This is a genomic window from Variovorax sp. J22G73 (genome assembly GCF_030317035.1).
GTDB lineage: Bacteria > Pseudomonadota > Gammaproteobacteria > Burkholderiales > Burkholderiaceae_C > Variovorax.
Genome location: NZ_JASZYK010000001.1, coordinates 77,213 through 101,227, shown reverse-complemented (window position 1 = coordinate 101,227; position 24,015 = coordinate 77,213). Strand labels below are relative to the sequence as shown.

18 protein-coding genes are annotated in these 24,015 nt (G+C 69.1%); 10 read left to right on the top strand and 8 right to left on the bottom strand.

The window, feature by feature from the left end:
- Positions 1 to 15 precede the first annotated feature (15 nt).
- Together QTI51_RS00430 and QTI51_RS00425 are read left to right on the top strand one after the other, a co-directional pair.
- Positions 16 to 1,500: an MmgE/PrpD family protein gene (locus QTI51_RS00430; protein WP_286513508.1), complete on the top strand. Its 1,485-nt coding sequence runs from the start codon at positions 16 to 18 to the stop codon at positions 1,498 to 1,500.
- Positions 1,501 to 1,536: 36 nt separating this feature from the next.
- A complete protein-coding gene (locus tag QTI51_RS00425; RefSeq protein ID WP_286513511.1) occupies positions 1,537 to 2,565 on the top strand; it encodes a tripartite tricarboxylate transporter substrate binding protein in 1,029 nt (342 codons plus the stop codon).
- Positions 2,566 to 2,600: 35 nt separating this feature from the next.
- On the opposite strand, the gene QTI51_RS00420 is transcribed toward QTI51_RS00425, so the two are convergent.
- The 5 genes from QTI51_RS00420 to QTI51_RS00400 all read right to left on the bottom strand — a co-directional run bounded on the left by QTI51_RS00420 (position 2,601) and on the right by QTI51_RS00400 (position 7,929).
- Complete coding sequence (locus QTI51_RS00420; protein WP_286513513.1) at positions 2,601 to 2,732, bottom strand: hypothetical protein; 132 nt, start codon at positions 2,730 to 2,732, stop codon at positions 2,601 to 2,603.
- 85 nt (positions 2,733 to 2,817) lie between these two features.
- Complete coding sequence (locus QTI51_RS00415; RefSeq protein ID WP_286513514.1) at positions 2,818 to 3,954, bottom strand: TIGR03364 family FAD-dependent oxidoreductase; 1,137 nt, start codon at positions 3,952 to 3,954, stop codon at positions 2,818 to 2,820.
- Entirely contained in the window at positions 3,954 to 5,666 is a 1,713-nt protein-coding gene (locus tag QTI51_RS00410; RefSeq protein ID WP_286513517.1) for a putative 2-aminoethylphosphonate ABC transporter permease subunit, read from the bottom strand. The genes QTI51_RS00415 and QTI51_RS00410 overlap by 1 nt, the downstream gene beginning before the upstream one ends.
- Before the next feature lie 93 nt (positions 5,667 to 5,759).
- Positions 5,760 to 6,845 carry an ABC transporter ATP-binding protein gene (locus QTI51_RS00405; RefSeq protein WP_207786784.1) on the bottom strand — a complete coding sequence of 362 codons (1,086 nt, stop codon included), beginning with the start codon at positions 6,843 to 6,845 and terminating at the stop codon, positions 5,760 to 5,762.
- Between the two features lie 49 nt (positions 6,846 to 6,894).
- On the bottom strand, positions 6,895 to 7,929 hold the full coding sequence (locus QTI51_RS00400; protein WP_286513524.1) for a putative 2-aminoethylphosphonate ABC transporter substrate-binding protein: 1,035 nt from the start codon (positions 7,927 to 7,929) through the stop codon (positions 6,895 to 6,897).
- A gap of 311 nt (positions 7,930 to 8,240) precedes the next feature.
- On the opposite strand from QTI51_RS00400, the gene QTI51_RS00395 reads away from it, so the two are divergent.
- Both QTI51_RS00395 and QTI51_RS00390 read left to right on the top strand, forming a co-directional pair.
- The gene (locus QTI51_RS00395) at positions 8,241 to 8,801 is read left to right on the top strand and encodes a phosphonate degradation HD-domain oxygenase (RefSeq protein ID WP_286513526.1); all 561 of its coding nucleotides are present in this window, start codon (positions 8,241 to 8,243) and stop codon (positions 8,799 to 8,801) included.
- Between the two features lie 136 nt (positions 8,802 to 8,937).
- A complete protein-coding gene (locus QTI51_RS00390) occupies positions 8,938 to 10,776 on the top strand; it encodes an ABC transporter ATP-binding protein/permease (RefSeq protein WP_286513528.1) in 1,839 nt (612 codons plus the stop codon).
- On the opposite strand, the gene queC is transcribed toward QTI51_RS00390, so the two are convergent.
- Positions 10,773 to 11,486 (bottom strand): 7-cyano-7-deazaguanine synthase QueC, encoded by a 714-nt coding sequence (queC, locus tag QTI51_RS00385; protein ID WP_116912310.1) that lies wholly within the window; start codon positions 11,484 to 11,486, stop codon positions 10,773 to 10,775. The two genes, QTI51_RS00390 and queC, sit on opposite strands and share 4 nt — an antisense overlap.
- Before the next feature lie 80 nt (positions 11,487 to 11,566).
- Here queC and QTI51_RS00380 point away from each other — a divergent pair, with 80 nt between their 5' ends.
- From QTI51_RS00380 to QTI51_RS00365, 4 genes are all read left to right on the top strand, one after another.
- The gene (locus QTI51_RS00380; protein WP_116912311.1) at positions 11,567 to 11,977 is read left to right on the top strand and encodes a DUF2177 family protein; all 411 of its coding nucleotides are present in this window, start codon (positions 11,567 to 11,569) and stop codon (positions 11,975 to 11,977) included.
- 155 nt (positions 11,978 to 12,132) lie between these two features.
- On the top strand, positions 12,133 to 13,626 hold the full coding sequence (locus tag QTI51_RS00375) for an alkaline phosphatase (RefSeq protein WP_286513531.1): 1,494 nt from the start codon (positions 12,133 to 12,135) through the stop codon (positions 13,624 to 13,626).
- Positions 13,627 to 13,670: 44 nt separating this feature from the next.
- Positions 13,671 to 15,224, top strand: coding sequence for an alkaline phosphatase (locus tag QTI51_RS00370; protein ID WP_286513771.1), 1,554 nt, complete (start codon positions 13,671 to 13,673; stop codon positions 15,222 to 15,224).
- Entirely contained in the window at positions 15,221 to 15,949 is a 729-nt protein-coding gene (locus QTI51_RS00365) for a hypothetical protein (RefSeq protein ID WP_286513533.1), read from the top strand. Before QTI51_RS00370 ends, QTI51_RS00365 begins: the two co-directional genes overlap by 4 nt.
- 60 nt (positions 15,950 to 16,009) lie before the next feature.
- Here QTI51_RS00365 and QTI51_RS00360 read toward each other — a convergent pair whose 3' ends face one another.
- Together QTI51_RS00360 and QTI51_RS00355 are read right to left on the bottom strand one after the other, a co-directional pair.
- Entirely contained in the window at positions 16,010 to 16,528 is a 519-nt protein-coding gene (locus QTI51_RS00360) for a cyanophycin metabolism-associated DUF1854 family protein (protein WP_286513536.1), read from the bottom strand.
- Positions 16,525 to 18,834 carry a cyanophycin metabolism-associated ABC transporter gene (locus tag QTI51_RS00355; RefSeq protein ID WP_503011469.1) on the bottom strand — a complete coding sequence of 770 codons (2,310 nt, stop codon included), beginning with the start codon at positions 18,832 to 18,834 and terminating at the stop codon, positions 16,525 to 16,527. The genes QTI51_RS00360 and QTI51_RS00355 overlap by 4 nt, the downstream gene beginning before the upstream one ends.
- A 139-nt stretch (positions 18,835 to 18,973) precedes the next feature.
- On the opposite strand from QTI51_RS00355, the gene QTI51_RS00345 reads away from it, so the two are divergent.
- Entirely contained in the window at positions 18,974 to 21,241 is a 2,268-nt protein-coding gene (locus tag QTI51_RS00345; protein WP_503011468.1) for a cyanophycin synthetase, read from the top strand.
- Positions 21,242 to 21,295: 54 nt separating this feature from the next.
- The gene (gene cphA, locus QTI51_RS00340) at positions 21,296 to 23,863 is read left to right on the top strand and encodes a cyanophycin synthetase (RefSeq protein WP_116912317.1); all 2,568 of its coding nucleotides are present in this window, start codon (positions 21,296 to 21,298) and stop codon (positions 23,861 to 23,863) included.
- Positions 23,864 to 24,015: the final 152 nt, after the last annotated feature.

Here is a 24,015-nt window from a genome sequence, read left to right as displayed (position 1 = left end):
GAACGGAGCCATCTCATGCAAAGCAAATCCCCGGCCCTGGCCAAGAACGGCACGAACACGTCCGACGGCGCCCACGCAACCGACGCCACCGACGCCACTGACCCCAAAGGCCCCACCGGCCGCCTCGCCCACTGGCTCGCCGACTTCCACCTCGACACCGCGCCCGCCTCCGCGCGCGAACGCGCCAAGGCGCTCACGCTCGACGGCATTGCCTGCGCCATCGTCGGCGCGCAGCTGCCGTGGTCGCGCACGGCGGCGCAGATCGTGCAGAAGTTCGAAGGCCGCGGCGACCGCACCATCGTCGGCTGGGGCGCGCGCACCAGCGCGCCGGGCGCGGCGCTGCTCAACGGCACCTTCATCCAGGGCTTCGAGCTGGACGACTACCACCCGCTGGGCCCGCTGCACAGCGCGTCGATCGTGCTGCCCGCGCTGTGGGCCGCCTCGGAGGGCGACCTGAAGGTCAGCGGCCGGCAGTTTCTCGAGGCCGCGCTCGCGGGCTACGAAGTCGGCCCGCGCGTGGGCATGGCGCTGCACGGCGCGCAGATGCTGTCGCGCGGCTGGCACTCGGGCTCCGTGTTCGGCACGCACGCGGCGGCCGCGGCGGTCGGCAAGCTGCTGGGGCTGGACCCGGCGCGCTTCGAAGACGCGCTGGGCCTCGCGGGCACGCAGTCGGCCGGGCTCATGGCCGCGCAGTACGAGGCCATGTGCAAGCGCATGCACCACGGCTTCTCGGCGCGCAACGGGCTCTACGCGGCGGTGCTGGCCGAAGGCGGCTACACGGGCATCAAGCGGGTGTTCGAGCGCGAGTACGGCGGCTTTCTTTCCACCTTCGGCGAGGGCCACGACCCCGACGCCTCGAAGATCACCGAGGCGCTGGGCGACCGCTGGGAGGTGGAGCGCATCGTCATCAAGCCCTACGCGGCCATGGGCGGCATCCACTCGCCGCTCGATGCGCTCTTCGACGCGGGCGCGCAGCGCAAGCTGGTGCCCGGCGAGATCGCGCGCATCGAGGTCGAGGTGAGCCACGCGGTGTACCACCACGGCTGGTGGGTGCCCGAGCGGCCGCTGACGCCCATCGGCGCGCAGATGAACATCGGCTACGCGCTGGCCGTGGCGGTGCTCGACGGCGAGGCGATGGTGAAGCAGTTCGCGCCCGCGCGCATCGACGCCGACGACGTGTGGGCGCTGATTCCGCGCATCGAGGTGCGCCACCAGCCCGAGTTCGACGCGGGCGGGCCGCTCAAGCGCGGGCGCGTGCGGTTGGTGGTCACGTTCACCGACGGGCAGCGCATCCAGGTCGACCGCGACACCTCGCGCGCCATCGAGTCGCCGCAAGACAACGACGAGGTCGCGGCCAAGTACCGCACGCTGACCGACGGATTGATTGAGCGCGGCCGGCAGCAAGCCATCGAGGACATGGTGCGCGGCATCGAAGACCTGCCCGACGTGCGCGAGTTGCTCGCTCTGCTGGCGCCGCCCGTGGCCGCGGCCTTCGACTGACGCCGACCTCGCAACGAACGAAGGAGACAAGACACCATGACGCACACATCAGCGCACGCATCAACTCACGCATCCGTATCCGCATCCGCATTGCTCGACCGCCGCGCCTTCTCGCTGGGCCTGCTCGCGCTCGCCGGCGCCACCGCCCTGCCCGCCCGCGCGCAAGACCCCTGGCCCGCGGCCAAGCCCATCCGGCTGGTGCTGCCGTTTTCCGCCGGCGGCCCCGGCGACACCAACGTGCGTGCGATGGCGCAGGCGCTGGGCAAGCGGCTGAACCAGAGCCTCATCGTGGACAACCGGCCCGGCGCCGGCGGCATCATCGGCAGCGAGTACGTGGCCAAGGCCGCGCCCGACGGCTACACCTGGCTGTCGGCCGGCAACGGCGCCATCGCCAATGCGCTGCTGCGCCCGAAGATGCCCTATGCCGAGACCGACCTGGTGCCGGTGGTGGGCACCAGCAGCGCGCCTTCGGTGCTGGTCACCAACGCGAGCGTGCCGGCCAGGAACCTGAAGGAGCTGCAGGCCTGGGCGCGCACCAAGGGGCGGCTGAACTTCGGCACCGCGGGCAGCGGCAGCACGGGGCACTTCGTGGCGGAAATGGTGGAGGCCGCGCTCGGCGTGCCGGTGACGCTGGTGCACTACAAGAGCGGCTCGCAGACGGTGAACGCCATCGTCGGCGGCGAGGTCGACCTGGCGTCCGAAGCGCCCATCGGGGTCTCCGCGTTCGTGCAGTCGGGCAGGTTGCATGCGCTGGCGCTCACCGCGCGCGAACGCACCGGCCCCATGAAGCAGGTGCCGACAACGGTGGAGCAAGGTTTTCCGACCATCCTCATGCAGCACTGGGGCGGCATCTTCGCGCCCAAGGGCACGCCGGCGGCCGTGCTCGACCGCATCGCGGACGTGACCGTGCGCGCTTACAAGGAAGACGCCGACCTGATCGCGACCACCGAACGCGGCGGCGCGCAACCCATGCTGCTGGCGCGCGCGGAGTTCGAGAAATTCCTGGTGGAAGAGCGCGCGCGCATGGCGCAGATCGTCACCGCGTCGCACATGACGCTGGAGTAGCCATCACGCTCGCGCCGGGGGTCAGTGCCCGAAGGTCAGTGCTGCGGCGCGGCAACGGCACCCGCCGCCAGCGCTTTGGGCACAGGCACGCCGGGCTTGGGCTTGTTGTCGCAGCCCGCGGTGACAAGGCCGAGGCAGAACAGGAGGACAAAGGCAGTGCTTCGCATGACGTGAATCTATGCCGGTGCAGGCCCGCGTCAAGTCGGACGCCGCGCCGTCGCGGCGTGCAACACCCGCGCCCCTAAGTTCAATTCACCAGGCGTCGAGCACGTCGTGCGCAATGCCGAAGCCGGTGCTCGCGCCGCTGCCGCTGGTGACCAGCACCACGCGCGTGGCGTCGTCGGGCGCGTCGATCACGCAGGGCGTGGTCTTCGACGAGGGGTACACGCCGGTCCAGCGCTCGGTGATCTGCGCGGTCTCCAGGTTGAGCGTGCTGCGCAGGTGGCGCAGGATGAGCTGGTCGACCTCTTCCATGGCGAAGGGCTCGGGCGCGTCGGCGTAGTGGTGCGAATCGCCCACCACCAGCGAGCCGTCGGCGCTCTGCACCACGATGAGGTGGATGCCGTGCGCCAGCGAGGCGGCCTCTTCCTGCTGCAGCCGCGCGCGCAGGGCGGCGGCCTCGGGCAAGGTGCTGTAGCCCTCGTAGCGCACCAGGCTCAGGTCCATCATCACCGAGCCCGGCAGGCGAAAGCCGGCCTCGGGCTTCACGCGCAGCATCTGCAGGCGGCACAGCGTGAGCTCGTGCGCGGCAATGCGCTCGGCGAACAGGCCGTTCAGGTCGGTGTTGGTGCACACCACCACGCGCTCGGCATGCAGGGTGCCGCGCGAGGTGCGCACGCGCGGCGCCTGCACCTCGAGCACGGCCTCGCCGTAGCGGAAAGTCACGCCGTGCGCCTCGGCCAGCCACTTCGAAAGCAGGCCGATGGCGGTGCGCGATTCCACGCGCAGCTCGTGCGGGCTGTACAGCACCGAGCATGCATCGGCCAGGCTCAGCGCGGGCGCCTTGGCCTGCGCGTCGGCCGCGTCGAGCAGCTCGCAGGCCTCGCCCATGGGCGTGCGCATGAAGGCCTCGAGCACGTCGTGCGCCTCGGGCCGGTAGGCCGCGAGCCAGAGGTTGCGGTGCACGATGTCGATGCCCGCGTACGGCGCAATCTGCTGCCACACCTCGCGCGCATGCATGGCGCGGCGCCAGGTGTCGCCCGGCGCCTGGCCGGTGATGGTGATGAAGCCGAAGTTGCGGATCGACGCGCCGATGGCGGCCGCGTCGCGCTCGACCACGCACACCTTCAGGCCGCGCAGCGCGGCGGTGTAGGCGTGGGCGAGGCCGACGATGCCGGCGCCGACGACGATGAGGTCGAAGCCGTGGTTGCTGTGAGGGGTTGCGGGCATTACCGGTGTCTCCAGGCCTGGGTGCGCGCCAGCGTCCAGTGCCCCGCCAGCGCGAACACGCCGCGGCCGGCGGCGGCCGTGAGCATGATGAGCGAGGCCATGGCCGCGGCGGGCGCGACGTCGCCGGCGTCGTCCATGTTCAGCACGGCAACGGCGGCCAGCGAGGTCTGCGGCGAATAGAGGAACACGACGGCCGACACGGTGGTCATGGCGTTGACGAAAAAGTAGCCGCCCACGTTGAGCACGGTGGGCAGCGCCACCGGCAGGTGCACGCGCCACAGCGTGCGCCAGAAGGGCACGCCCATCGACTCGGACACCAGCTCGTACTCGCGGTCGAGCTGGCGCAGCGCGGTGAGCGAGGTGAGGTGGGCCACCGAGAAGAAGTGCGCCACGGTGCACACCACCAGGATGGTCATGCTGCCGTAGATGGCGCGCAGCGGGTTCGCCGGCGAGATGAAGAAGAAGATGTAGCCCACGCCCAGCACCAGCCCCGGCACCGCCAGCGGCAGGTTGGCCAGCAGGTTGAGCAGCTCGCGCAGCAGGCCGAAGTGGCGCGGCTTTTCCACCAGGTAGGCCGACACGAAGGTGGCGAACGCGCCGGCCACCGCGGCGCACACCGCCAGGCGCAGCGAGTTGAAGTAGCTGCCCCAGCCGCCGCCGTCCATGTTGCTGAAGTCGTAGTTCTTCAGCGAGGGCGTGAGCTTGTAGGGCCAGTAGGTCGCCAGCGATGCGAACACGGCCATGCCGATCATCACGAGGATGGCGCAGGCCGTGAGCACGCAGAACGCGAGCAGCGCGCGGTCGCGCACGCGCACCGGCTCGGGCTGGTACGGCGTGGCGCGCGCCGACAGCGCGGCGGCCTGCTTGCTGCGCACGCGCCGCTCGACCAGGAACGACAGCACCGCGGGAATGAGCAGCACCAGCCCGACCACGGCGCCCATCTGAAAGTTCTGCTGCCCCACCACCTGCTTGTAGATGTCGGTGGCGAGCACGCCGGTCTGCCCGCCCACCACCTTGGGCACGCCGAAGTCGGTGATGACGAGCACGAACACCACCATCGCGGCCACGATGAGGCCGTATCGCGACGCGGGCAGCGTCACGGTGCGAAAGATGCGCCAGCGCGAGGCACCCAGCGTCTGCGCGGCCTCGTACAGCCGGCCGTCGGAGGTCGCCATGGCGGTGGTGAGAATGAGCAGCGCATGCGGCAGCGTCCAGAACACCGAGCCCAGCACGATGCCCAGCGGCCCGTAGATCGACACGTCGCCCAGCAGGCCCTTGAACAGGCCCTGGTTGCCGAAGAGGTACACGAGGCTGATGGCCGGCAGCAGCGAAGGCGCGAGCAGCGGCACCAGCGCCACGGCGCGCAGCAGGCCCTTGGCGGGCATGCAGGACAGCGTGAGGCCGTAGGCGTACACGTAAGCGATGGCGGTGCAGATGACGGCACTGAGCGCCGCGAGCCCCAGGCTGTTGAAGGCCGACTGCACGAGCGCGGGGTTGTCGAGGTAGCGCGCGAAGTTGGCCAGGCCGACGAACGCGCCCGCCTTGTCGAAGAAGCTCTGGCCGACCAGCGCACCGACCGGCAGCGCGACGATCACGACCAGTAGCAGCACCATCAGCAAGACCGCGGCGCCGGTGAGCCAGCGTTCGCGGTCGAACGCGCTGGTGCGCGTGAACGCCAGCGGCACGACGGCTGTTTGTTGAGAGCTGGTCATCTGGATTCCGGCTGCTTTTGTTCGGGACGGGTGAACAGGCCGACCAACGACTGCCCTGGACCAGCGGAAAAAATCAAGAGGCAGCGTCCCATCTCAATGCGCCAACACAGACAGCGCATTCAAGGGCAACTGGATATGCACCATGCTGCTGGGCACCAAAGGCTCCCCGCCACCGCCACGCGCATCGGCCGGCAGTTCGGCTTCGATCTCGATGCCCAACGGTTCGCAAGCCAGGCGGGCCGAGGTTCGGTTGCCGAAGAACTCGGTGTCGAGCAGGCGCGCCGCGAAGCTGTTGGCGCCCAGCTCGGAGCCGAAGCGCGACACCACCACGTGCTCGGGCCGAATGCCCACGGTGGCCTGCGAACCCACGCTGAGATTGCCGGGCGCGCAGAACAGCTCGCTGTCGCGCACGCGCACCTTGCCGTCGGCGAGCACGGTCGCGGGCAGCATGTTCATGCGGCCGACAAAGCCGGCCACGAAACGGGTGCGCGGCTGGCGGTACAGCTCGTCGGGGGTGCCGGCCTGCTCGATGCGGCCGTTGTGCATCAGCACCACGCGGTCGGCCATCGACAGGGCTTCTTCCTGGTCGTGCGTGACCATGATGGTGACGATGCCCAGGCGCTTCTGCAGCGCGCGGATCTCGCTGCGCAAGCTGGCGCGCACCTGCGCGTCGAGCGCGGAGAGCGGCTCGTCGAGCAGCAGCAGGCGCGGGTTGGGCGCCAATGCGCGCGCGAGTGCGATGCGCTGCTGCTGGCCGCCCGAGAGCTGCACGGGGTACTTGTCGGCATGCGCGGTGAGGCCGACCAGGTCGAGCATCTCGCGCGAGCGCTTGGCCATTTCGCGGGCCAGCGCCCCGGTGGGGTGCAGGCCGTAAGCGATGTTCTGCGCCGCCGTGAGGTTGGGAAACAGCGCGTACGACTGGAACACCACCCCGAAGCCGCGCGCCGCCGGCGGCAGGCCCGCGATGTCCTGGCCGCCCAGCAGGATCTGGCCGCTGTCGGCGCGCTCGATGCCGCACACGATGCGCAGCAACGTGGTCTTGCCGCAGCCCGAAGGGCCGAGCAGGCACACGAACTCGCCGGGCTCGATGTCCAGGTCGATGCCGTCGAGCACGCGGGTGGCGCCAAAGGACTTGCCGATGCCGCGAAGGGAAAGAAAGCTGCTGCTACTGCTCGTCATGGCCAGGTACCGCTTCGTGTGAGTGTCGTTCTCGTCGTTCTGGGAGAGCTCAGAGCGGCTTCTTTTCCGACTTCGACTCGTAGCGCTTGGACCACTCCGTCAGGATGCGGTCGCGGTTGGCGGCAGCCCAGGTGAAGTCGTTCTTGGCGAGCAGCTTCTCGACGTCGCCCGGCACGAACTCCAGCTTTTCCTGAATGCCCGGCAGCGCGAGCACGGCGAAGTTCTTCGCGTACAGCTCGTTGGCCTGCCTGGTGACGGCCCAGTCGGCCAGGGCCTTGGCGGCGTCCTGCTTCTTGCTGGTCTTGATGATGCCGGTGGCTTCCATGTCCCAGCCCAGGCCTTCCTTTGGCAGCACGATGTCGATGGGCGCGCCGTCGCGCTTGGTCTTGTTGGCGCGGTATTCGAAGGACATGCCGAGCGCGAACTCGCCGGCGCCGGCCTGGCGGCAGGGCTTGCTGCCCGACTGGCTGTAGATGCCGATGTTCTGGTGCAGCGCGTCCATGTACTTCCAGGCGTTCTCCTCGCCCATCATCTGGATCCAGCCCGACACCATCAGGTAGCCGGTGCCCGAGGCGGCCGGGTTGGGCATGGTGATCTGGCCCTTGTAGACCGGGTTGGTCAGGTCGGCCCAGCTGGTGGGCTTGGGCAGGTTCTTCTTGGTCGCTTCGGCGGTGTTGAAGCAGATGGCCGACGACCACACGTCCATGCCGACCCACTTGGGCGGGCTGGCCGGGTCGCGCATGGTGGGCTTGATGGCGTCCAGGCCCTTGGGCGCGTACGGCTGGAGCATGCCTTCCTTGTCCAGCAGCATCAGCGAGGTGGCGGCCAGGCCCCACACCACGTCGGCCTGCGGGTTGGCCTTTTCGGCCAGCAGCTTGGCGGTGACGATGCCGGTGGAGTCGCGCACGAACTTCAGCTCGATGCTCGGGTTTTCCTTTTCGAAGGCGGCCTTGTAGGCCTGCACCTGGTCGGCTTCGAGCGCGGTGTACACCAGCAGTTCGGTGCGGCCCTGGGCCGATGCGGCGAAAGCCAGCGAGAACAGGGCGGCCGGCACGAAGGCCCAGCGGAGTTGACGGTGCAGCATGGTGAGGGTTCCTTGGGGAGTCGAGGGAAAGCGAAAAAAGAACACGGTGCGAAGGCACACGAACAGTCAAGCCAAAGTACGCAAGCAGTCCGGTGCGGCGAATGCGGGCGATGCTGGCAGCGGCATGTGACAGGGATTTGTCAGATGCCTCAAAAATCCCCAAATACCCAAAACGGCGCTTGAAACGGGGGGGTGGGTCGGCGATTTGCAGGCAGGCCGCGGCCGCCTTCGTCATGCGCCTGTCACCGCTTCGTCGCAGACTGCGCAGGCTGTCGCACGTGCTCCCGCCTCGCCTGCCTGTTCCTCTTTTCATGAAACTCGACCTTGCCGAGATTGCCCGCCTGTTCGCCGAACGGGGCGATGTGGCCTACGCGGGCGAAGCGGTGTCGCAGACCGAGCACGCGCTGCAATGCGCCTGGCTGGCCGAGCAGGCCGGCGCGAGCGACGCGCTGGTCACGGCCGCGCTGCTGCACGACCTGGGCCACCTGCTGATCGCCGAGCACCAGACGCTGACCCGGTCGCCCACCGAACTGGGCATCGACGACCGCCACCAGTACATCGCCCTGCCCCTGCTGCGCGGCGCCTTCGACACCGACGTGCGCGAGCCGATTCGCCTGCACGTGGACGCCAAGCGCTACCTGTGCGCCACGCGGGCCGACTACTTCTCCAGGCTTTCGCCCGACTCGGTGCGCAGCCTGGCCCTGCAGGGCGGCCCGATGGACGACGAGGCGGCCCGGCGCTTCGCCGCGCTCGAATGGGCCGCGGACGCGGTGCGCCTGCGGCTGTGGGACGAGGAAGCGAAGGTCGAGGGGCTGAAGACGCCGCCGCTGGCGCACTTCCTCACCACGGCGGCGAGGGTGATGCTTCGCTGAGCGCGGTCTGTGGAATACCCACGTGAACGTGGGCGCCGCATATCGATCCTCAGATTTCAGGCCGGTTTAAGAAACATTTGTCTACTATGTTTTCCTCACGATGATCGGCGCGCGAGCGCCTGCGAGGAAAAACCGAATGTCTTCATCCGTCACAGCGCGCGCGGGCTCCCTCTTGCAGGTGCTGCGCCGCGTCTTCAGGCTCGCGGCGCCCTACTTCCAGTCCGAGGAGAAATGGCGCGCCCGCGCCATGCTGCTGACCATCGTCGCGCTGAACCTGTTCTACGTGTACGTGGCGGTGCTGGGCAACGAGTGGTACGGGCGCTTCTACGACGCGCTGCAGAACAAGAATGCGGTGGTCTTCTGGCACGAGGTGGGCGTGTTCGGCTGGATCGCCTTCGCCAACATCGCGGTGCAGGTGCTGAAGTTCTACGTGACGCAGCTGCTGCAGCTGCGCTGGCGCTCGTGGATGACGCGCAGCTACCTCACGCGCTGGATGAGCGACCGCACCTTCTATCACCTGGAGCTGGCGCGCTATGCAGGCAAGGCGGGCAAGGAGGGCAACACGCCCGACAACCCCGACCAGCGCCTGCAGGAAGACATGCAGATCTTCACCAGCGCCACGATGACGCTGTCGATGGGCCTGCTGAACGCGGTGGTCACGCTGATGAGCTTCATCGGGCTGCTGTGGGCGCTGTCGGGCAACTTCTCGTTCAGCTTCCACGGCACCACGTACCAGGTAGTGGGCGCGATGGTGTGGGTGGCGCTGGGCTATTCGATTCTCGGCACGGTCATCACGCACTTCATCGGCCGCCCGCTGATCAAGCTGAACTTCACGCAGCAGCGCTTCGAGGCCGACTTTCGCCACCACCTGGTGCGGGTGCGCGAATACAGCGAGGCCATTGCGCTGGACAAGGGCGAGAAGGTGGAGCGCGAGCAGCTCGACCTGCGCTTCGGCGACGTGCTGCGCAACTACCTGCAGCTGATCAAGCAGCAGAAGAACCTGGTCACCTTCACCTCGTTCTTCGGCCAGGCGGCGGTGATCTTTCCGTTCCTGGTGGCGGGGCAGCAGTATTTCGGCGGCGCCTTCCAGCTGGGCCACCTGATGCAGATCGGCTCGGCCTTCGGCAAGGTGCAGGAGTCGCTGAGCTGGTTCGTCGACAACTACGACAGCGTGGCCGTGTGGCGCGCCACCACCGACCGGCTGACCAGCTTCGACGACGGCATGCGCGCCCATGCCGAGCGCGAAGACGGCCTGCAGCGCACCCCGGCGACCGTGCTGCGCACCGACGACCTCGCGGTGGCGCTGCCCAACGGCACGCCGTTGCTCGCGGGTGCCGCGCTGGCGGTGAAGCCCGGCGACAGCGTGCTGCTGCAGGGCCCCTCGGGCAGCGGCAAGTCGACGCTGTTCCGCTCGTTCGCGGGCATCTGGCCGTTCTCCAAGGGGCGCATGGACGTGCCCGACAACGTCGCCTTCATGCCGCAGCGCCCCTATGTGCCCGACGGCAAGCTGCGCGACGCGCTGACCTACCCCAACCCGGCCAGCAGCTTCAGCGACGAGCAGCTGCGCAAGGCCCTTGCCGACGCCCTGCTGCCCGACCTGGCCGGCCGGCTGGACGACAGCGACGCCTGGAGCCAGAAGCTTTCGGGCGGCGAGCAGCAGCGCCTGGCCATCGCGCGGGTGCTGCTGAAGAAGCCGGCATGGCTGTTCGCGGACGAGATCACCAGCGCGCTCGACGCGCAGGCCGAGAGCGTGCTCTACAAGCGCCTGGCGGACACGGTACAGGCCGCGGGCGGGGCGATGGTGTCGATTGCGCACCGCGCGGCGGTGGGCGACTTTCACAACCAGCGGTGGACGCTGGTGCCGCAGGAAGAAGGCACGGCAAGCGCGGAAGGCACGGGCAAGGGCGCGGCCGGCGGCGCGCGCTACCGGCTCAATACCGCCGCGGTCGCCCTGCCCGTCACCTCGGCAACCTAGGCTGCCGCGGCCTCACCCACGTAGCGCTCCCATCCCCGCTTGCGCAGGTCGCAGGCGGGGCAGGTGCCGCAGCCGTAGCCCCAGGCCTGGCGGTGCTCGCGGTCGCCCAGGTAGCAGGTGTGGGTTTCTTCCACGATCAGCTCGACCAGCGGCTCGCCGCCCAGGCGATGCGCCATCTGCCAGGTTTCGGCCTTGTCGATCCACATCAGCGGTGTCTCGATGACCAGGCGGCGCTCCAGCCCGAGCGACAGCGCGAGCTGCATGGCCTTCATGGTGTCGTCGCGGCAGTCGGGGTAGCCCGAGAAGTCGGTCTCGCACACGCCGGTGACGATCACCTGCAGCCCGCGCCGGTACGCCAGCGCGCCGGCCAGCGTGAGAAACAGCAGGTTGCGCCCCGGCACGAAGGTGTTGGGCAGGCCGTCGGCCTGCATGGCGAAGGCCACTTCTTCAGTGAGCGAGGAGCCGCCCAGCTGCGCCAGCGCGGCCAGCGTGAGCACGTGGTCTTCGCCCAGGCGCGGCGCCCAGTCGGGAAAGCGCTCGCGCATCTTCGAGAGGATGGTGCCGCGCACGTCGAGCTCCACCCGGTGGCGCTGCCCGTAGTCGAAGCCCAGGGTTTCGACGCGCTGGTACTTCGAGAGCGCGTCGGCCAGGCAGGTGGTGGAGTCCTGGCCGCCGGAGAACAGAACGAGGGCGGTGGTGTGCAGGGGCATATCCGCGAGCGGCGGGGCCGCTGTAGTCCAAAGGCGCAATTTTCGCAGGCTGCGTGCGGGCCACGGATACGATCCCGCGAATGAGCACTAAACACCTGGTTGCATGGGCGGTCACCTTCGTGGTGCTGCTGGTCATCGACATGATCTGGCTCGGCGTGATCGCCAAGGGCATGTACCAGGAGGCCATGGGCGACCTGATGTCGCCGAACCCGCGCCTGGCCTTCGCCGCGGTGTTCTACCTGGCCTACCCGATCGGGCTGCTGGTGTTCGCGATCGTGCCGGGCCTGGCGGCGCAGGGCGTGATGCGCGCCGCGCTGATGGGCGGGCTCTTCGGCCTGTTCTGCTACGCCACCTACGACCTGACCAACCTGGCGGTGATCCGCAACTGGCCGCTGGCGCTGTCGTTCATCGACATCGCGTGGGGCACGGTGGTGAGCGGCGTGGCGGCGGCGGCGGGCGCGGCCACGCTGCGGTGGTTCGAGGGGCGCTGAGCGCCGCCTTCATCTCATCATTCCCTACTAAGAAATGACAGATGGTTCTCTGATATAGAGAGACGTCACGGCCGAGTCATTTGCAATCTTTAGATTGCACCCCGGACGCAGCGCGCACCAGGCGCGCCGCACGAACAACCATCCGAGGGAGTTGCATGACTCGACGCTTTATCGCCCCCGCGCTGCTGGGCGCTTCATTGGTGCTGACCGGCTGCGGCGGCAGCAACAACACCGCCCCCGGCCTGCCGTTCATTCCGCCCACGACCACGCCGCCGGCCACACAGCCGCAGGCGCAGAAGAACGTGCTGTTCTTCCTGGGCGACGGCATGGGCATCACCACCATGACGGCGGCGCGCATCTACAAGGTCGGCGAAGACGGCGACCTCACGATGGACACGCTGCCCGAGACCGCCTTCGTGCACACCTATTCGAACGACGCCCAGGTGACCGACAGCGCCCCCTCGATGTCGGCCTACATGACCGGCGTGAAGATGAACAACGAAGTCATCTCCATGAGCGCAGACACCAAGGCCACCGACGCGTCGGGCAAGGCCTACCACGTCGCCTTCGACAGCACCTGCCCCTCCGGCAACGGCCAGGCCGTGGAAACGCTGCTGGAGCAGAGCAAGGCCAAGGGCTACGCCACCGGCGTGGTGACCACCACGCGCATCACGCACGCCACGCCCGCGGCCACCTACTCGCACGTGTGCCACCGCGACGCAGAGAACACCATCGCCGCGGCGCTGGTGCCGGGCGGCGCGGGCTACAACGCCAAGCTGGGTGACGGCGTGGACGTGTTCTTCGGCGGTGGTACGGATTACTTCCTGCCCAAGGTCAACCCGATCGACAAGGAAAAGATCGGCAAACGCAACGACGGCCGTGACCTGACAGCCGAGCTGAAGACGGCCAAGTACAGCTACGCCGCCACCCGCGGCGAGTTCGACAAGCTGCCGGTGGACGGCACCACCAAGATCGCCGGCCTCTTCACCAAGAGCCACATGGCCTACGACCTGGACCGCGATGCCGCCAAGGAGCCCAGCCTGGCCGAGATGACCGGCAAGGCCATCGACGCGCTGGCCGCGCGCAAGAAAGGCTTCTTCCTGATGGTGGAAGGCGGGCGCATCGACCACGCGCTGCACGCCACCAACGCACGCCGCGCGCTGCAGGACACCGGCGCCTTCGACGACGCCATCAAGCTGGCGCTGGAGAAGATGCAGGCCATCGACCCCGGCCTGAAGAACACGCTGGTGGTGGTCACGGCCGACCACGACCACACGCTGCAGCTCAACGGCTATGCCGCGCGCACCGGCAAGACCGAAGCCGGCAAGCCCGGCGTGCTGGGCCTGGTGAAGGACTACGTGGACACCAGCAAGACCAGCAAGGACGTCGACGGCAACCCGTACACCATCATCGGCTTCGGCAACGGCCCGCGGCGCCTGGCCACGCGCGGCGCCATCGACAGCACAGAGCTGGAAAGCAAGGACTACCGGCAGGAGGCCGTGGTGCCGACGGACGCCGCGAGCGACTCCGAGACCCACGGCGGCGCCGACGTGTTCCTGGGCGCGCAGGGCATGGGCGCGGAGAACTTCTCGGGCGTCATCACCAACACCGACGTGTTCGGGCTGATCAGGAAGGCGGTCGGCCTGTGAGGGGCGGCGAGCACCCACGGACGAACACAACCATGAACACGACCATGAACCGCACCATCCGCAACCTCGATGCCGGAAACGTCCGCAATGCCCGCAACGCGCGTGCGGTCCGCCTGGCCGCCGCGCTCGTCTGCGCCGCCGCCGCCACGCTGGCCACGGGCGCCCACGCCGCCGGCGAGGCCAAGAACGTCATCTTCTTCCTCGGCGACGGCATGGGCCCTGTCACCGTCACCGCCGCGCGCATCTACAAGGGCGAGAAGCAGCTGGCCGCCAAGCCCGGCTCGCTGGTGAGCCCGGAGCGCGCCAACCTCGTGATGCAGTCGCTGCCCTTCGCGGCGCGCGTGAAGACCTTCTCGCTCGACGGCCAGACCACCGACAGCGCGCCCTCCATGGCCGCCTACATGACCGGCGTGAAGATGCGCAACGAGGTGATTTCGATGTCCAGCGACACCGTGGCCGTCGACAGCACCGGCAAGCAATACATCAACGGCGAGAACACCACCTGCCAACCGACCAACGGCAAGGCCGCCGACACGCTGCTGGAGCTGGCCAAGGCCAAGGGCCGCGCGGTGGGCGCGGTGTCGACCACGCGCGTGGGCCACGCCACGCCGGCCACCACCTACGCGCACATCTGCAACCGCAACGGCTACAACACCATCGCCGAGCAGAGCGTGCCGGGCCATGCCAACTACAACCCGAAGCTGCTCGACGGCATCGACGTGCTGATGGGCGGCGGCCAGCGCAACTACCTGGCCGGCGCCGGCACCAAGCGCACCGACGGCGTCGACCTGGTGGCCGCGATGACGGCCAAGGGCTACACCTACGTGGACAACGGCACCAGGCTCAAGGCCGTGGACACCGCCGCCACGGGCAAGCTGCTGGGCCTGTTCTCTTCGAGCGAGATGGCCTACGAGCTGGACCGCGTGAAGCAGAATCTCGACCAGCCCAGCCTGTCGGACATGACCGAGAAGGCGCTCGGCGTGCTCAGCAAGAACGACAAGGGCTTCTTTCTGATGGTGGAGGGCGGGCGCATCGACCACGCGCTGCACGGCACCAACGCCAAGCGCGCGCTGGAAGACACGCTGGCCTTCGACGCGGCCATCCAGACCGCGCTGGACTACATGAACAAGAAGGACCCGGGCCTGAAGAACACGCTGGTGGTGGTCACGGCCGACCACGACCACGCGGTGGCCTTCAACGGCTATCCGAAGATCGGCAACCCGATCCTGGAGCTGGTCAACGGCTATGCCGACGGCAAGCCCACGAAGGCGGCCGACGGCAAGCCGTACACCACGCTGGTGTTCGGCAACGGCGGCCGGCCCAACGCGACCGCCGGCAGCGACGTCAACGCCGAAGACGGCAACAAGAAATGGATCGCCCCGGCCCGCGCCGCAAGCCGCGACGACCAGAGCGCGATGGACACCACCGACGACAACTTCCTGCAGGAAGTCGGCATCAACCTGGGCGCCCCCGGCACGGAAACGCACGGCGGCGGCGACGTGATGCTGTTCGCGGGCGGCGCGGGCTCGAAGATCTTCAAGGGCACCATGGAGAACATCAAGGTGTTCAACAAGGTCAAGGAAGCGGCCGGCCTGTGACCGCCTCCCCGACCCTCAAGGCGCTGCTGACCGCCACGGCCCTCGCGGCGTTTTCCATGGCGGCCGGCGCGGCGGGTGCGGCGGGTGCGGCGAGCGACGCTGCCGCTCCCGACCAGAACCTGCGCATCAGCCACCACGTGCTGACCCTCGGCAAGGACGGCGTGCAGCGCGAGAGCCGCTACGCCGACCTGATGTTCCGCCGCGCCGGCACGGTGTGGATCGAGCGCGAGCTGCCGCCGGTGCTGCGCGCCGACCACGACCACGAGGCGCGCGAAGGCAAGGTGCACATCGGCCACTCGCACGCCGACAACACGGCCGCGCCGCTGTGGCTGCGCCGCGATGCGGCCGGCGTGGTGCAGGTGGGCATGGTGCTGCGCGAGCAGCGCAAGGTGATCGAGGTCGACAAGGCCAACTACGGCAACGTGGGCTACGGCGGCTCGTGGGCCAATGCGTACTGGCTGGTCGACCCGGCGAGCCTTCCGCGCATGAAGGCGCTGGGCGCCGGCGCCAAGGGCGTGCAGCGCTACGAGCTCCCGCAGGGCGACAGCACGCTGCGCATCGACTGGGACGTGGCGGGCCGCTACGCCCGCAAGATCGAGCAGCGCAATGCCAACGGCACCTCGGTCAACACCATGACCGCCTCGGCCATCGCGGCGCCGAAGACGTTGCCCTGGCAGACGGCCGACGCGTACGAGCGCGGCGAGTATTCCGACCTGCTCGATTGAGCGACTGAGCGATTGAGCCGGCCTCGACCGTTCAGCCCGGCCAGCCCAAACCGCAGCGGCTCAAAGAAAGCGTTCGAGCAGCTTGCGCGACGCGCGGTCCAGGTCCTTCACGTCGGGAATCCTGAACTGCACGCCGTGCGCGCTGGCAATGAGCAGCGCGCCGCCTTCGAGCCGGCGAATGTCTTCCTCGGCCTTGAGCACGAACGTGGTGTCGCCGCGGTCGGTGCTCACGGTCCAGGTGCTGGGCACGCCGAAGCTGGACACCTTGTGAAGCTGCCGCAGCGTGGGCGCGAAGTCGCGCACCGCGAGTTCTTCCTGCAGCAGCGCCCTGGCCGGCGCGGGCAGCAGGGCGACCTCGTCGATCCACACCAGCTCGCGGCCCTCGGCGCCGACCAGCGACACGCCATGGTCGGGCGCGCTCAGCGGAAAGGCGCGCACGGGCGTGATGCCCACGTGGCGCTCGCCCTGGGCGTCGGTCAGCACGAGGCGGCCGAAGCTGTCGCGCGCGAGTTCGAAGCCGGGTCGGGTGTCGTTGGAATTGGTGGCGTTGGTGGTGGGGTTGGTGGCGTTGGTGTTCATGCGTCCCCCGCTGGATGGGCTGCGTGGGTGACGGGCAGCGGTGCCTGCGCGCCGGCGCGCTCGTTGGCCGCGCCTTCGCTGGCGTCGTCGTCGGCCTGGCGCAGCTGCGCCTGGTACAGCCGCCAGTAGGCGCCCTGCCGGGCCATCAGCTCGTCGTGCGGCCCGACCTCCACCACCTCGCCGCGGTCCATCACCACGAGGCGGTCGGCCTTGCGCAGCGTCGACAAGCGGTGCGCAATGGCGATGGTGGTGCGGCCCTGCACGAGGTTGTCGAGCGCCTTCTGGATTTCTTTCTCGGTCTCGGTGTCCACCGCCGAGGTGGCTTCGTCCAGGATCAGGATGCGCGGGTCGATCAGCAGCGCCCGCGCGATGCTGATGCGCTGGCGCTCGCCGCCCGACAGGCCCTGCCCGCGCTCGCCCACCAGCGAGTCGTAGCCGTGCGGCAGGCGCAGGATGAAGTCGTGCGCGTGCGCCGCGCGGGCGGCGGCCACCACCTCTTCGCGCGTGGCGTCGGGCTTGCCGTAGGCGATGTTCTGCGCGATGGTGCCGAAGAACAGGAACGGCTCCTGCAGCACCAGCCCCACGTGGCGGCGGTAGTCGGCCACGGCGAAGCGGCGGATGTCGGTGCCGTCGACCTTGATGGCGCCGTCGGTCACGTCGTAGAAGCGGCAGATCAAATTGACCAGCGTGCTCTTGCCCGAGCCGCTGTGGCCGACCAGGCCGATCATTTCGCCGGGCTCGATCACCAGGTCCAGGTCGTGGATGACCGCGCGCGAGCCGTAGCGAAAGCCCAGCCCGCTCATCTCGATGCGGCCCTGCACGCGCTCCACCTTCACCGGGTTGGCCGGCTCGGGCACGTTGCTCACGTGGTCGAGGATGTCGAAGATGCGCTTGGCGCCCGCCGCCGCCTTCTGCGTGACCGAGACGATGCGGCTCATGGAGTCGAGCCGCGTGTAGAAGCGCCCGATGTACGCGATGAACGCCGTCAGCACGCCCACCGTGATGCTGCCGCGCGCCACCTGCCAGATGCCGAAGGCCCAGACCACCAGCAGGCCGATTTCGGTGAGCAGCGACACGGTCGGCGTGAACAGCGACCAGGTGCGGTTGAGCTTGTCGTTCACCTGCAGGTTGTAGGCGTTGGCCACGCGAAAGCGCTCGGCCTCGCGGCGTTCCTGCGCAAAGGCCTTGACCACGCGGATGCCGGGAATGGTGTCGGCCAGCACGTTGGTCACCTCGGACCAGACGCGGTCGATCTTCTCGAAGCCGGTGCGCAGGCGGTCGCGCACCACGTGGATCATCCACGCGATGAACGGCAGCGGCACCAGCGTGACCACGGCCAGCAGCGGGTTGATGGAGAACAGGATGACCGCGGTCATCACGATCATCAGCACGTCGTTGGCGAAATCGAGCGCGTGCAGCGACAGGAAGACGTTGATGCGGTCGGTTTCCGAGCCGATGCGCGACATCAGGTCGCCGGTGCGCTTGCCGCCGAAATAGTCCAGCGGCAGGGTCAGCAGGTGCTCGTAGGTGGTGGTGCGCAGGTCGGCGCCGATGCGCTCCGACACCAGCGCCAGCAGGTAGGTGCGCGCCCAGCCCAGGCCCCAGCCGACCAGCGCCGCGATCAGCAGCCCGCCCAGGTACAGGCCCACGCGCAGGGTGTCGATCTTCTGGCCGTTCTGGAACGGGATCAGGATGTCGTCCATCAGCGGGATGGTCAGGTACGGCGGGACCAGCGTGGCGGCGGTCGAAATCAGGGTCAGGATAAAACCGAGGATCAACTGCTTGCGGTACGGCCCGGCAAAACGGCCCAAACGTAACAGCACCCAGGTCGAAGGGGGCGTTTGTATCTCGGTGTCGATGGCGCCTTCTTCAGCGTCGGCGCCGTCGATGGCGTCCGCGGCCGAAGGCGTCTCCTTGGCGACACCTTGCGTTCGCTGTCCGAACAACTTGAGCAGCCGCAGCGCCGCGACCTGGTGGCCCAGCGTGTAGCGCCAGCGGCCCAGACGGCCCGCGGGCCCCGTCAAATCAAGGGTTCCGACGCCCGAATGGTCGGAAAGGCGCAGCTCCAGCGCCGCGTCGGTCAGTGGCCACTCACGCCACTTTTCGCCGCCCTGGGTGTCCGGTTCGAGCGCAATCAGCCTGCGGTCAGTCAGCGCGACTATGCCGCTGGCGAAGCGAAGTTGGTCGTCGAGGTCAACCGTCAGTGTTACCAGAACGTTTTCCGCGACTGCGAGACGGTTTTTCAGCGCCGCTGAAGCCGCCTCTGTTTCGCCCTCCCGGGTGCCGACTGGATCGTGATGTTGCATTGTGTTTCTTTGACTCTTGCCCGTCGCGGACCGCATGGACCGCGTCATGGCGCCCTTGGTCGGGCGCCGATTCTGACTGATCACCATGGGCGCGCTTGAAGGCGCCGCGGTGCTCGGCCAAAGCACATCGAACGTTTGCATGACCCGTTTCGACGACATCCAATTGCTGCGCATCAACTATTTGCGCGGTCCCAACCTCTGGACCTACCGTCCGGTGCTCGAAGTCTGGCTCGACCTGGGCTCGCTGGAGGACTTTCCCTCCAACAAGATCGACGGCTTCACCGACCGCCTGACCGGGCTGCTGCCGGCGCTCATCGAGCACCACTGCGGCGTGGGCGAGCGCGGCGGCTTCATCCAGCGCCTGACCGAAGGCACCTGGTCGGGCCACGTGCTCGAGCATGTGGTGATCGAGCTGCTGAACCTGGCCGGCATGCCCACGGGCTTCGGCCAGACGCGCAGCACCTCGGAGCACGGCGTGTACCGCATGGTGTTCCGCGCGCGCGACGAGCAGGTGGCCCGCGTGGCGCTGGCCGAGGGCCACCGCCTGCTGATGGCGGCCATCAACAACGACCCGTTCAGCGCCGCCGACGTGCAAAAGGCGGTCGACGCGGTCAAGGCCAAGGTGGAAGACTGCTACCTCGGCCCGAGCACCGCGGCCATCGTGTCCGCCGCCACCGACCGCGGCATTCCGCACATGCGCCTGAACAGCGGCAACCTGGTGCAGCTGGGCTACGGCGCCAACCAGCAACGCATCTGGACGGCCGAGACCGACTACACCAGCGCCATCGGCGAATCGATCGCCAGCGACAAGGAACTCACCAAGTCCCTGCTGGCGAGCTGCGGCGTGCCCGTGCCCGAAGGCCAGGTGGTCGACAGCGCCGAAGAAGCCTGGGAAGCCGCCGAGGACATCGGCCTGCCGGTGGTGGTGAAGCCCTCGGACGCCAACCACGGCCGCGGCGTGTCGCTCGAGCTCACCACGCGCGAAGAAGTGATGGCCGCCTATGCCGTGGCCGAGCCCGAAGGCAGCGACGTGATGGTCGAGCGCTTCATCCGCGGCCACGAGCACCGCCTGCTGGTGGTGGGCGGCGAGGTGGTGGCGGCCGCGCGCGGCGAGATCATCACCGTGACAGGCGACGGCCAGGCCACGGTGCGCGAGCTGATCGAAAAGCAGCTCAACAGCGACCCGCGCCGCGGCGCCGAAGAAGAGTTTCCGCTCGACGTGATCGTGCTGGACACCGACGCCAAGCTGCAGCTCGAGCTCAAGCGCCAGGAGCTGGACGGCAACGCCGTGCCGGCCGCCGGCCGCGTGGTGACCATCCAGCGCAACGGCAACATGGCCAACGACTGCACCGACCAGGTCCACCCCGAAGTGGCGCACGCCGCCGTGCTGGCCGCGCGCGTGGTGGGCCTCGACATCGCGGGCATCGACCTGGTGGCGCAAGACATCTCCAAGCCGCTGGGCCCGCAACGTGGCGCCATCGTCGAAGTCAACGCCGGCCCCGGCCTGCTGATGCACCTGAAGCCGGCCGTCGGTTCGCCGCGCCCGGTGGGCCGCGCCATTTGCGACCACCTGTTCCCCAACGACGCGCCCGGCCGCATTCCCGTGATCGGCGTGGCCGGCTCGCGCGACACCGCCGTGCTGGCGCGGCTGGTGGCCTGGCTCATCAACCTGGGCGGGCGCCACACCGGCCTGGCCTGCCGCGACGGGCTGTTCCTGGAACGCCGCCGCGTCGACGCGCGCGACAGCGCCAACTGGGACGCCGGCCACCGCCTGCTGGTCAACCGCGCCGTGCAGGCCGTGGTGATCGAGAACGGCGCCGAGACCATCCTGCGCGACGGCCTCTCCTACGACCGCTGCGAAGTCGGCATCGTCACCGACCTGGAAGGCTTCGAAGCCCTGGCCGACTACGACGTGACCGAGAGCGACCAGATGGTCAAGGTGCTGCGCACGCAGGTCGACGTGGTGCTCTCCGAAGGCACCGCCGTGCTGAACGCGGCCGACGCGCGCGTGGCCGGCCTGGCCCCGCTGTGCGACGGCGCCGTCATCCTGTATGCGGCCGACCCGCAGGCCGCCGCCCTCACCGCGCACCAGAGCGCCGGCGGCAAGGCCGTGCTGGTGCGGCAAGACCGCGTGGTGCTGGCCAACGGAAGCAGCGAATCGTTCCTGCCCGGCCTGGGCCGCCTCACCGTGTGGCGCGCCACCCATGCCGGCGTGAGCCTCGAAAGCCTGCTGGCCGCCGTGGCCGCAGCGTGGGCGCTGGGCATTCCGCTGAACCTGATCGGCGCCGGCGTGGAAGCCTTCGAGGCCGACCTGCAGGCCGCGCTGGCCTCGCTGCAGCTGTCGCAAACGCAGCCGCAACCGCAACCGCAGATGCATCCCCAGCCGCTGCACCCCCAGTTCATCTGACGCGTTCGCGCGCCGCCAACTCAAGCCCGCAAGCTCCTACGCTCTCGCCGCCCCATGAAAGTCACCCGCATCCGAGCCCTTCGCGGGCCCAATCTCTGGAGCCGCCACACCGCCATCGAGGCGGTCGTGGCCTGCGAAGGCGATGAGAACGCCATCACCCGCCTGGCCGGTTTCGAAGACCGCCTGCGCGCGCGCTTCCCGACCATCGGCGAGCTGCACCCGATGGTGCTGGGCCAGCCGCTGGCCCTGGCCCATGTGCTGGAAAACGCCGCCGTCGCGCTGCAGTCGCAGGCCGGCTGCGCCGTCAACTTCGGCCACACCTCGCCCACGCTGGAAGAAGGCGTCTACCAGGTCGTATTCCAGTACAGCGAAGAGGCCGTGGGCCGCCGCGCCATCGAGCTGGCCGACCAGCTCATCGCGGCCGCGCAGGCCGACACCCCCTTCGACGCCGACGCCGCCATCACCGAGCTGCGCGACCTCGACGAATCGGAGCGCCTGGGCCCGAGCACCGGCTCCATCGTCGATGCGGCCGTGGCGCGCGGCATTCCGTATCGCCGCCTCACCAGCGGCAGCCTGGTGCAGTTCGGCTGGGGCTCCAAGCAGCGCCGCATCCAGGCCGCCGAGGTCGACAGCACCAGCGGCGTGGCCGAATCGATCGCGCAGGACAAGGAACTGACCAAGCAGCTGCTCAACGCCGCCGGCGTGCCGGTGCCGCTGGGCCGCCCCGTGAGCAGCGCCGAAGACGGCTGGGCCGCGGCCCACGAAATCGGCCTGCCGGTGGTGGTGAAACCGCAGGACGGCAACCAGGGCAAGGGCGTGACGGTGAACATCACCACGCGCGAGGAACTGTTCTCGGCCTACGCCTCGGCCGCCGTGTACGGCGAGGTGATGGTGGAGAAGTTCCTGCCCGGCTTCGACTTCCGCCTGCTGGTGGTGGGCGACCGGCTGGTGGCCGCGGCGCGCCGCGACCCGCCGCAGGTGATCGGCGACGGCGCCCTCACCGTGCGCCAGCTGGTGGACACCGTGAACCTCGACCCGCGCCGCGGCGAGGGCCACGCCACCTCGCTCACCAAGATCCGGCTGGACGACATCGCCATCGGCCGGCTCGAATCGCAGGGCCTCACGCCCGACAGCGTGCCCGCGCGCGGCCAGCGCGTGGTGCTGCGCAACAACGCCAACCTGTCGACCGGCGGCACCGCCACGGACGTGACCGACACCGTGCACCCCGAAGTGGCGGCGCGCGCGGTGGACGCCGCGCAAATGGTCGGCCTGCACATCTGCGGCGTGGACATGGTCTGCGAGAACGTGCTGCGCCCGCTCGAGGAGCAGCACGGCGGCGTGGTCGAGGTCAATGCCGCGCCCGGCCTGCGCATGCACATCTCGCCCTCGTTCGGCCGCGGCCGCGCGGTCGGCGAGGCGGTGATGGACACGCTGTACGCGCACGGCGACGACGGCCGCATTCCGGTGGTGGCCGTCACCGGCACCAACGGCAAGACCACCACCGCGCGGCTGATCAACCACCTGCTCGCCTCCAGCGGCCTGCGCACCGGCATGACCAACACCGACGGCGTGTACGTCGACGGTCGCCAGACCGACAGCGGCGACTGCAGCGGCCCCAAGAGCGCGCGCAACGTGCTGATGCACCCCGACGTGGACGCGGCCGTGTTCGAGGTGGCCCGCGGCGGCGTGCTGCGCGAGGGCCTGGGCTTCGACCGCTGCCAGGTGGCGGTGGTCACCAACATCGGCAGCGGCGACCACCTGGGGCTGAACTACATCACCACCGTGGAAGACCTGGCGGTGCTCAAGCGCGTGATCGTGCGCAACGTGTCCGCCGACGGCTACGCGGTGCTCAACGCCGCCGACCCGAACGTCGCGGCCATGGCCGCGGGCTGCCCCGGCCACGTGATCTTCTTCACCGCCGACCGCATGCACCCGGTGATGGCCACGCACCGCGCGCAGGGCAAGCGCACCGTATATGTCGACCAGGACACGCTGGTGGCCGCCGAAGGCTCGTGGCGCGAACGCATCGCGCTGCGCGACGTGCCCATCACGCGCGGCGGCACCATCGGCTTCCAGGTCGACAACGTGATGGCCTCGGTGGCCGCGGCCTGGGCCGTGGGGCTGGACTGGGACACCATCCGCAGCGGCCTGGCCAGCTTCATGAACGACGCGGCCGGCGTGCCAGGGCGCTTCAACGTCATGGACTACCGCGGCGCCACCGTGATCGCCGACTACGGCCACAACACCGACGCCATGCGCGCGCTGGTGTCGGCGGTGGACACCATGCCGGCGAAGAAGCGCTCGGTGGTCATCAGCGGCGCGGGCGACCGGCGCGACTCCGACATTCGCGACCAGACCGCCATCCTGGGCCAGGCCTTCGACGACGTGATCCTGTACCAGGACGCGGCGCAGCGCGGCCGCGCCGACGGCGAGGTGATGGCGCTGCTGCGCCAGGGCCTGCAGGGCGCGGCGCGCACGCGCTACATCGACGAGATCCGCGGCGAGTTCGTCGCCATCGACACCGCGCTGGCGCGCCTGCAGCCCGGGGACCTGTCGCTGATCCTGGTCGACCAGGTGGAAGAAGCGCTGGCTCACCTCGCGAGCCGCATCGCGGCCGGCTGAAGGCTTTGCTGACGGACGTGTCCCACATGCAGGGGCGCGTCCGGCCCGGTCGAACGGTGCGGCTGTCCCACAGACCCGCCGCCTTCGCCGACACCACACTGTGGCTCCGGTCACGCAACTGAAAGCAGGTGCGTGCCCCAACCAAGGAGCCC

Coding starts and splice junctions, on each gene's coding strand:
- QTI51_RS00430 (WP_286513508.1), top strand. CDS start 16: ATGCAAAGCAAATCCCCGGCCCTGGCCAAGAACGGCACGAACACGTCC.
- QTI51_RS00425 (WP_286513511.1), top strand. CDS start 1,537: ATGACGCACACATCAGCGCACGCATCAACTCACGCATCCGTATCCGCA.
- QTI51_RS00420 (WP_286513513.1), bottom strand. CDS start 2,732: ATGCGAAGCACTGCCTTTGTCCTCCTGTTCTGCCTCGGCCTTGTCACC.
- QTI51_RS00415 (WP_286513514.1), bottom strand. CDS start 3,954: ATGCCCGCAACCCCTCACAGCAACCACGGCTTCGACCTCATCGTCGTC.
- QTI51_RS00410 (WP_286513517.1), bottom strand. CDS start 5,666: ATGACCAGCTCTCAACAAACAGCCGTCGTGCCGCTGGCGTTCACGCGC.
- QTI51_RS00405 (WP_207786784.1), bottom strand. CDS start 6,845: ATGACGAGCAGTAGCAGCAGCTTTCTTTCCCTTCGCGGCATCGGCAAG.
- QTI51_RS00400 (WP_286513524.1), bottom strand. CDS start 7,929: ATGCTGCACCGTCAACTCCGCTGGGCCTTCGTGCCGGCCGCCCTGTTC.
- QTI51_RS00395 (WP_286513526.1), top strand. CDS start 8,241: ATGAAACTCGACCTTGCCGAGATTGCCCGCCTGTTCGCCGAACGGGGC.
- QTI51_RS00390 (WP_286513528.1), top strand. CDS start 8,938: ATGTCTTCATCCGTCACAGCGCGCGCGGGCTCCCTCTTGCAGGTGCTG.
- queC (WP_116912310.1), bottom strand. CDS start 11,486: ATGCCCCTGCACACCACCGCCCTCGTTCTGTTCTCCGGCGGCCAGGAC.
- QTI51_RS00380 (WP_116912311.1), top strand. CDS start 11,567: ATGAGCACTAAACACCTGGTTGCATGGGCGGTCACCTTCGTGGTGCTG.
- QTI51_RS00375 (WP_286513531.1), top strand. CDS start 12,133: ATGACTCGACGCTTTATCGCCCCCGCGCTGCTGGGCGCTTCATTGGTG.
- QTI51_RS00370 (WP_286513771.1), top strand. CDS start 13,671: ATGAACCGCACCATCCGCAACCTCGATGCCGGAAACGTCCGCAATGCC.
- QTI51_RS00360 (WP_286513536.1), bottom strand. CDS start 16,528: ATGAACACCAACGCCACCAACCCCACCACCAACGCCACCAATTCCAAC.
- QTI51_RS00355 (WP_503011469.1), bottom strand. CDS start 18,834: ATGCAACATCACGATCCAGTCGGCACCCGGGAGGGCGAAACAGAGGCG.
- QTI51_RS00345 (WP_503011468.1), top strand. CDS start 18,974: ATGACCCGTTTCGACGACATCCAATTGCTGCGCATCAACTATTTGCGC.
- cphA (WP_116912317.1), top strand. CDS start 21,296: ATGAAAGTCACCCGCATCCGAGCCCTTCGCGGGCCCAATCTCTGGAGC.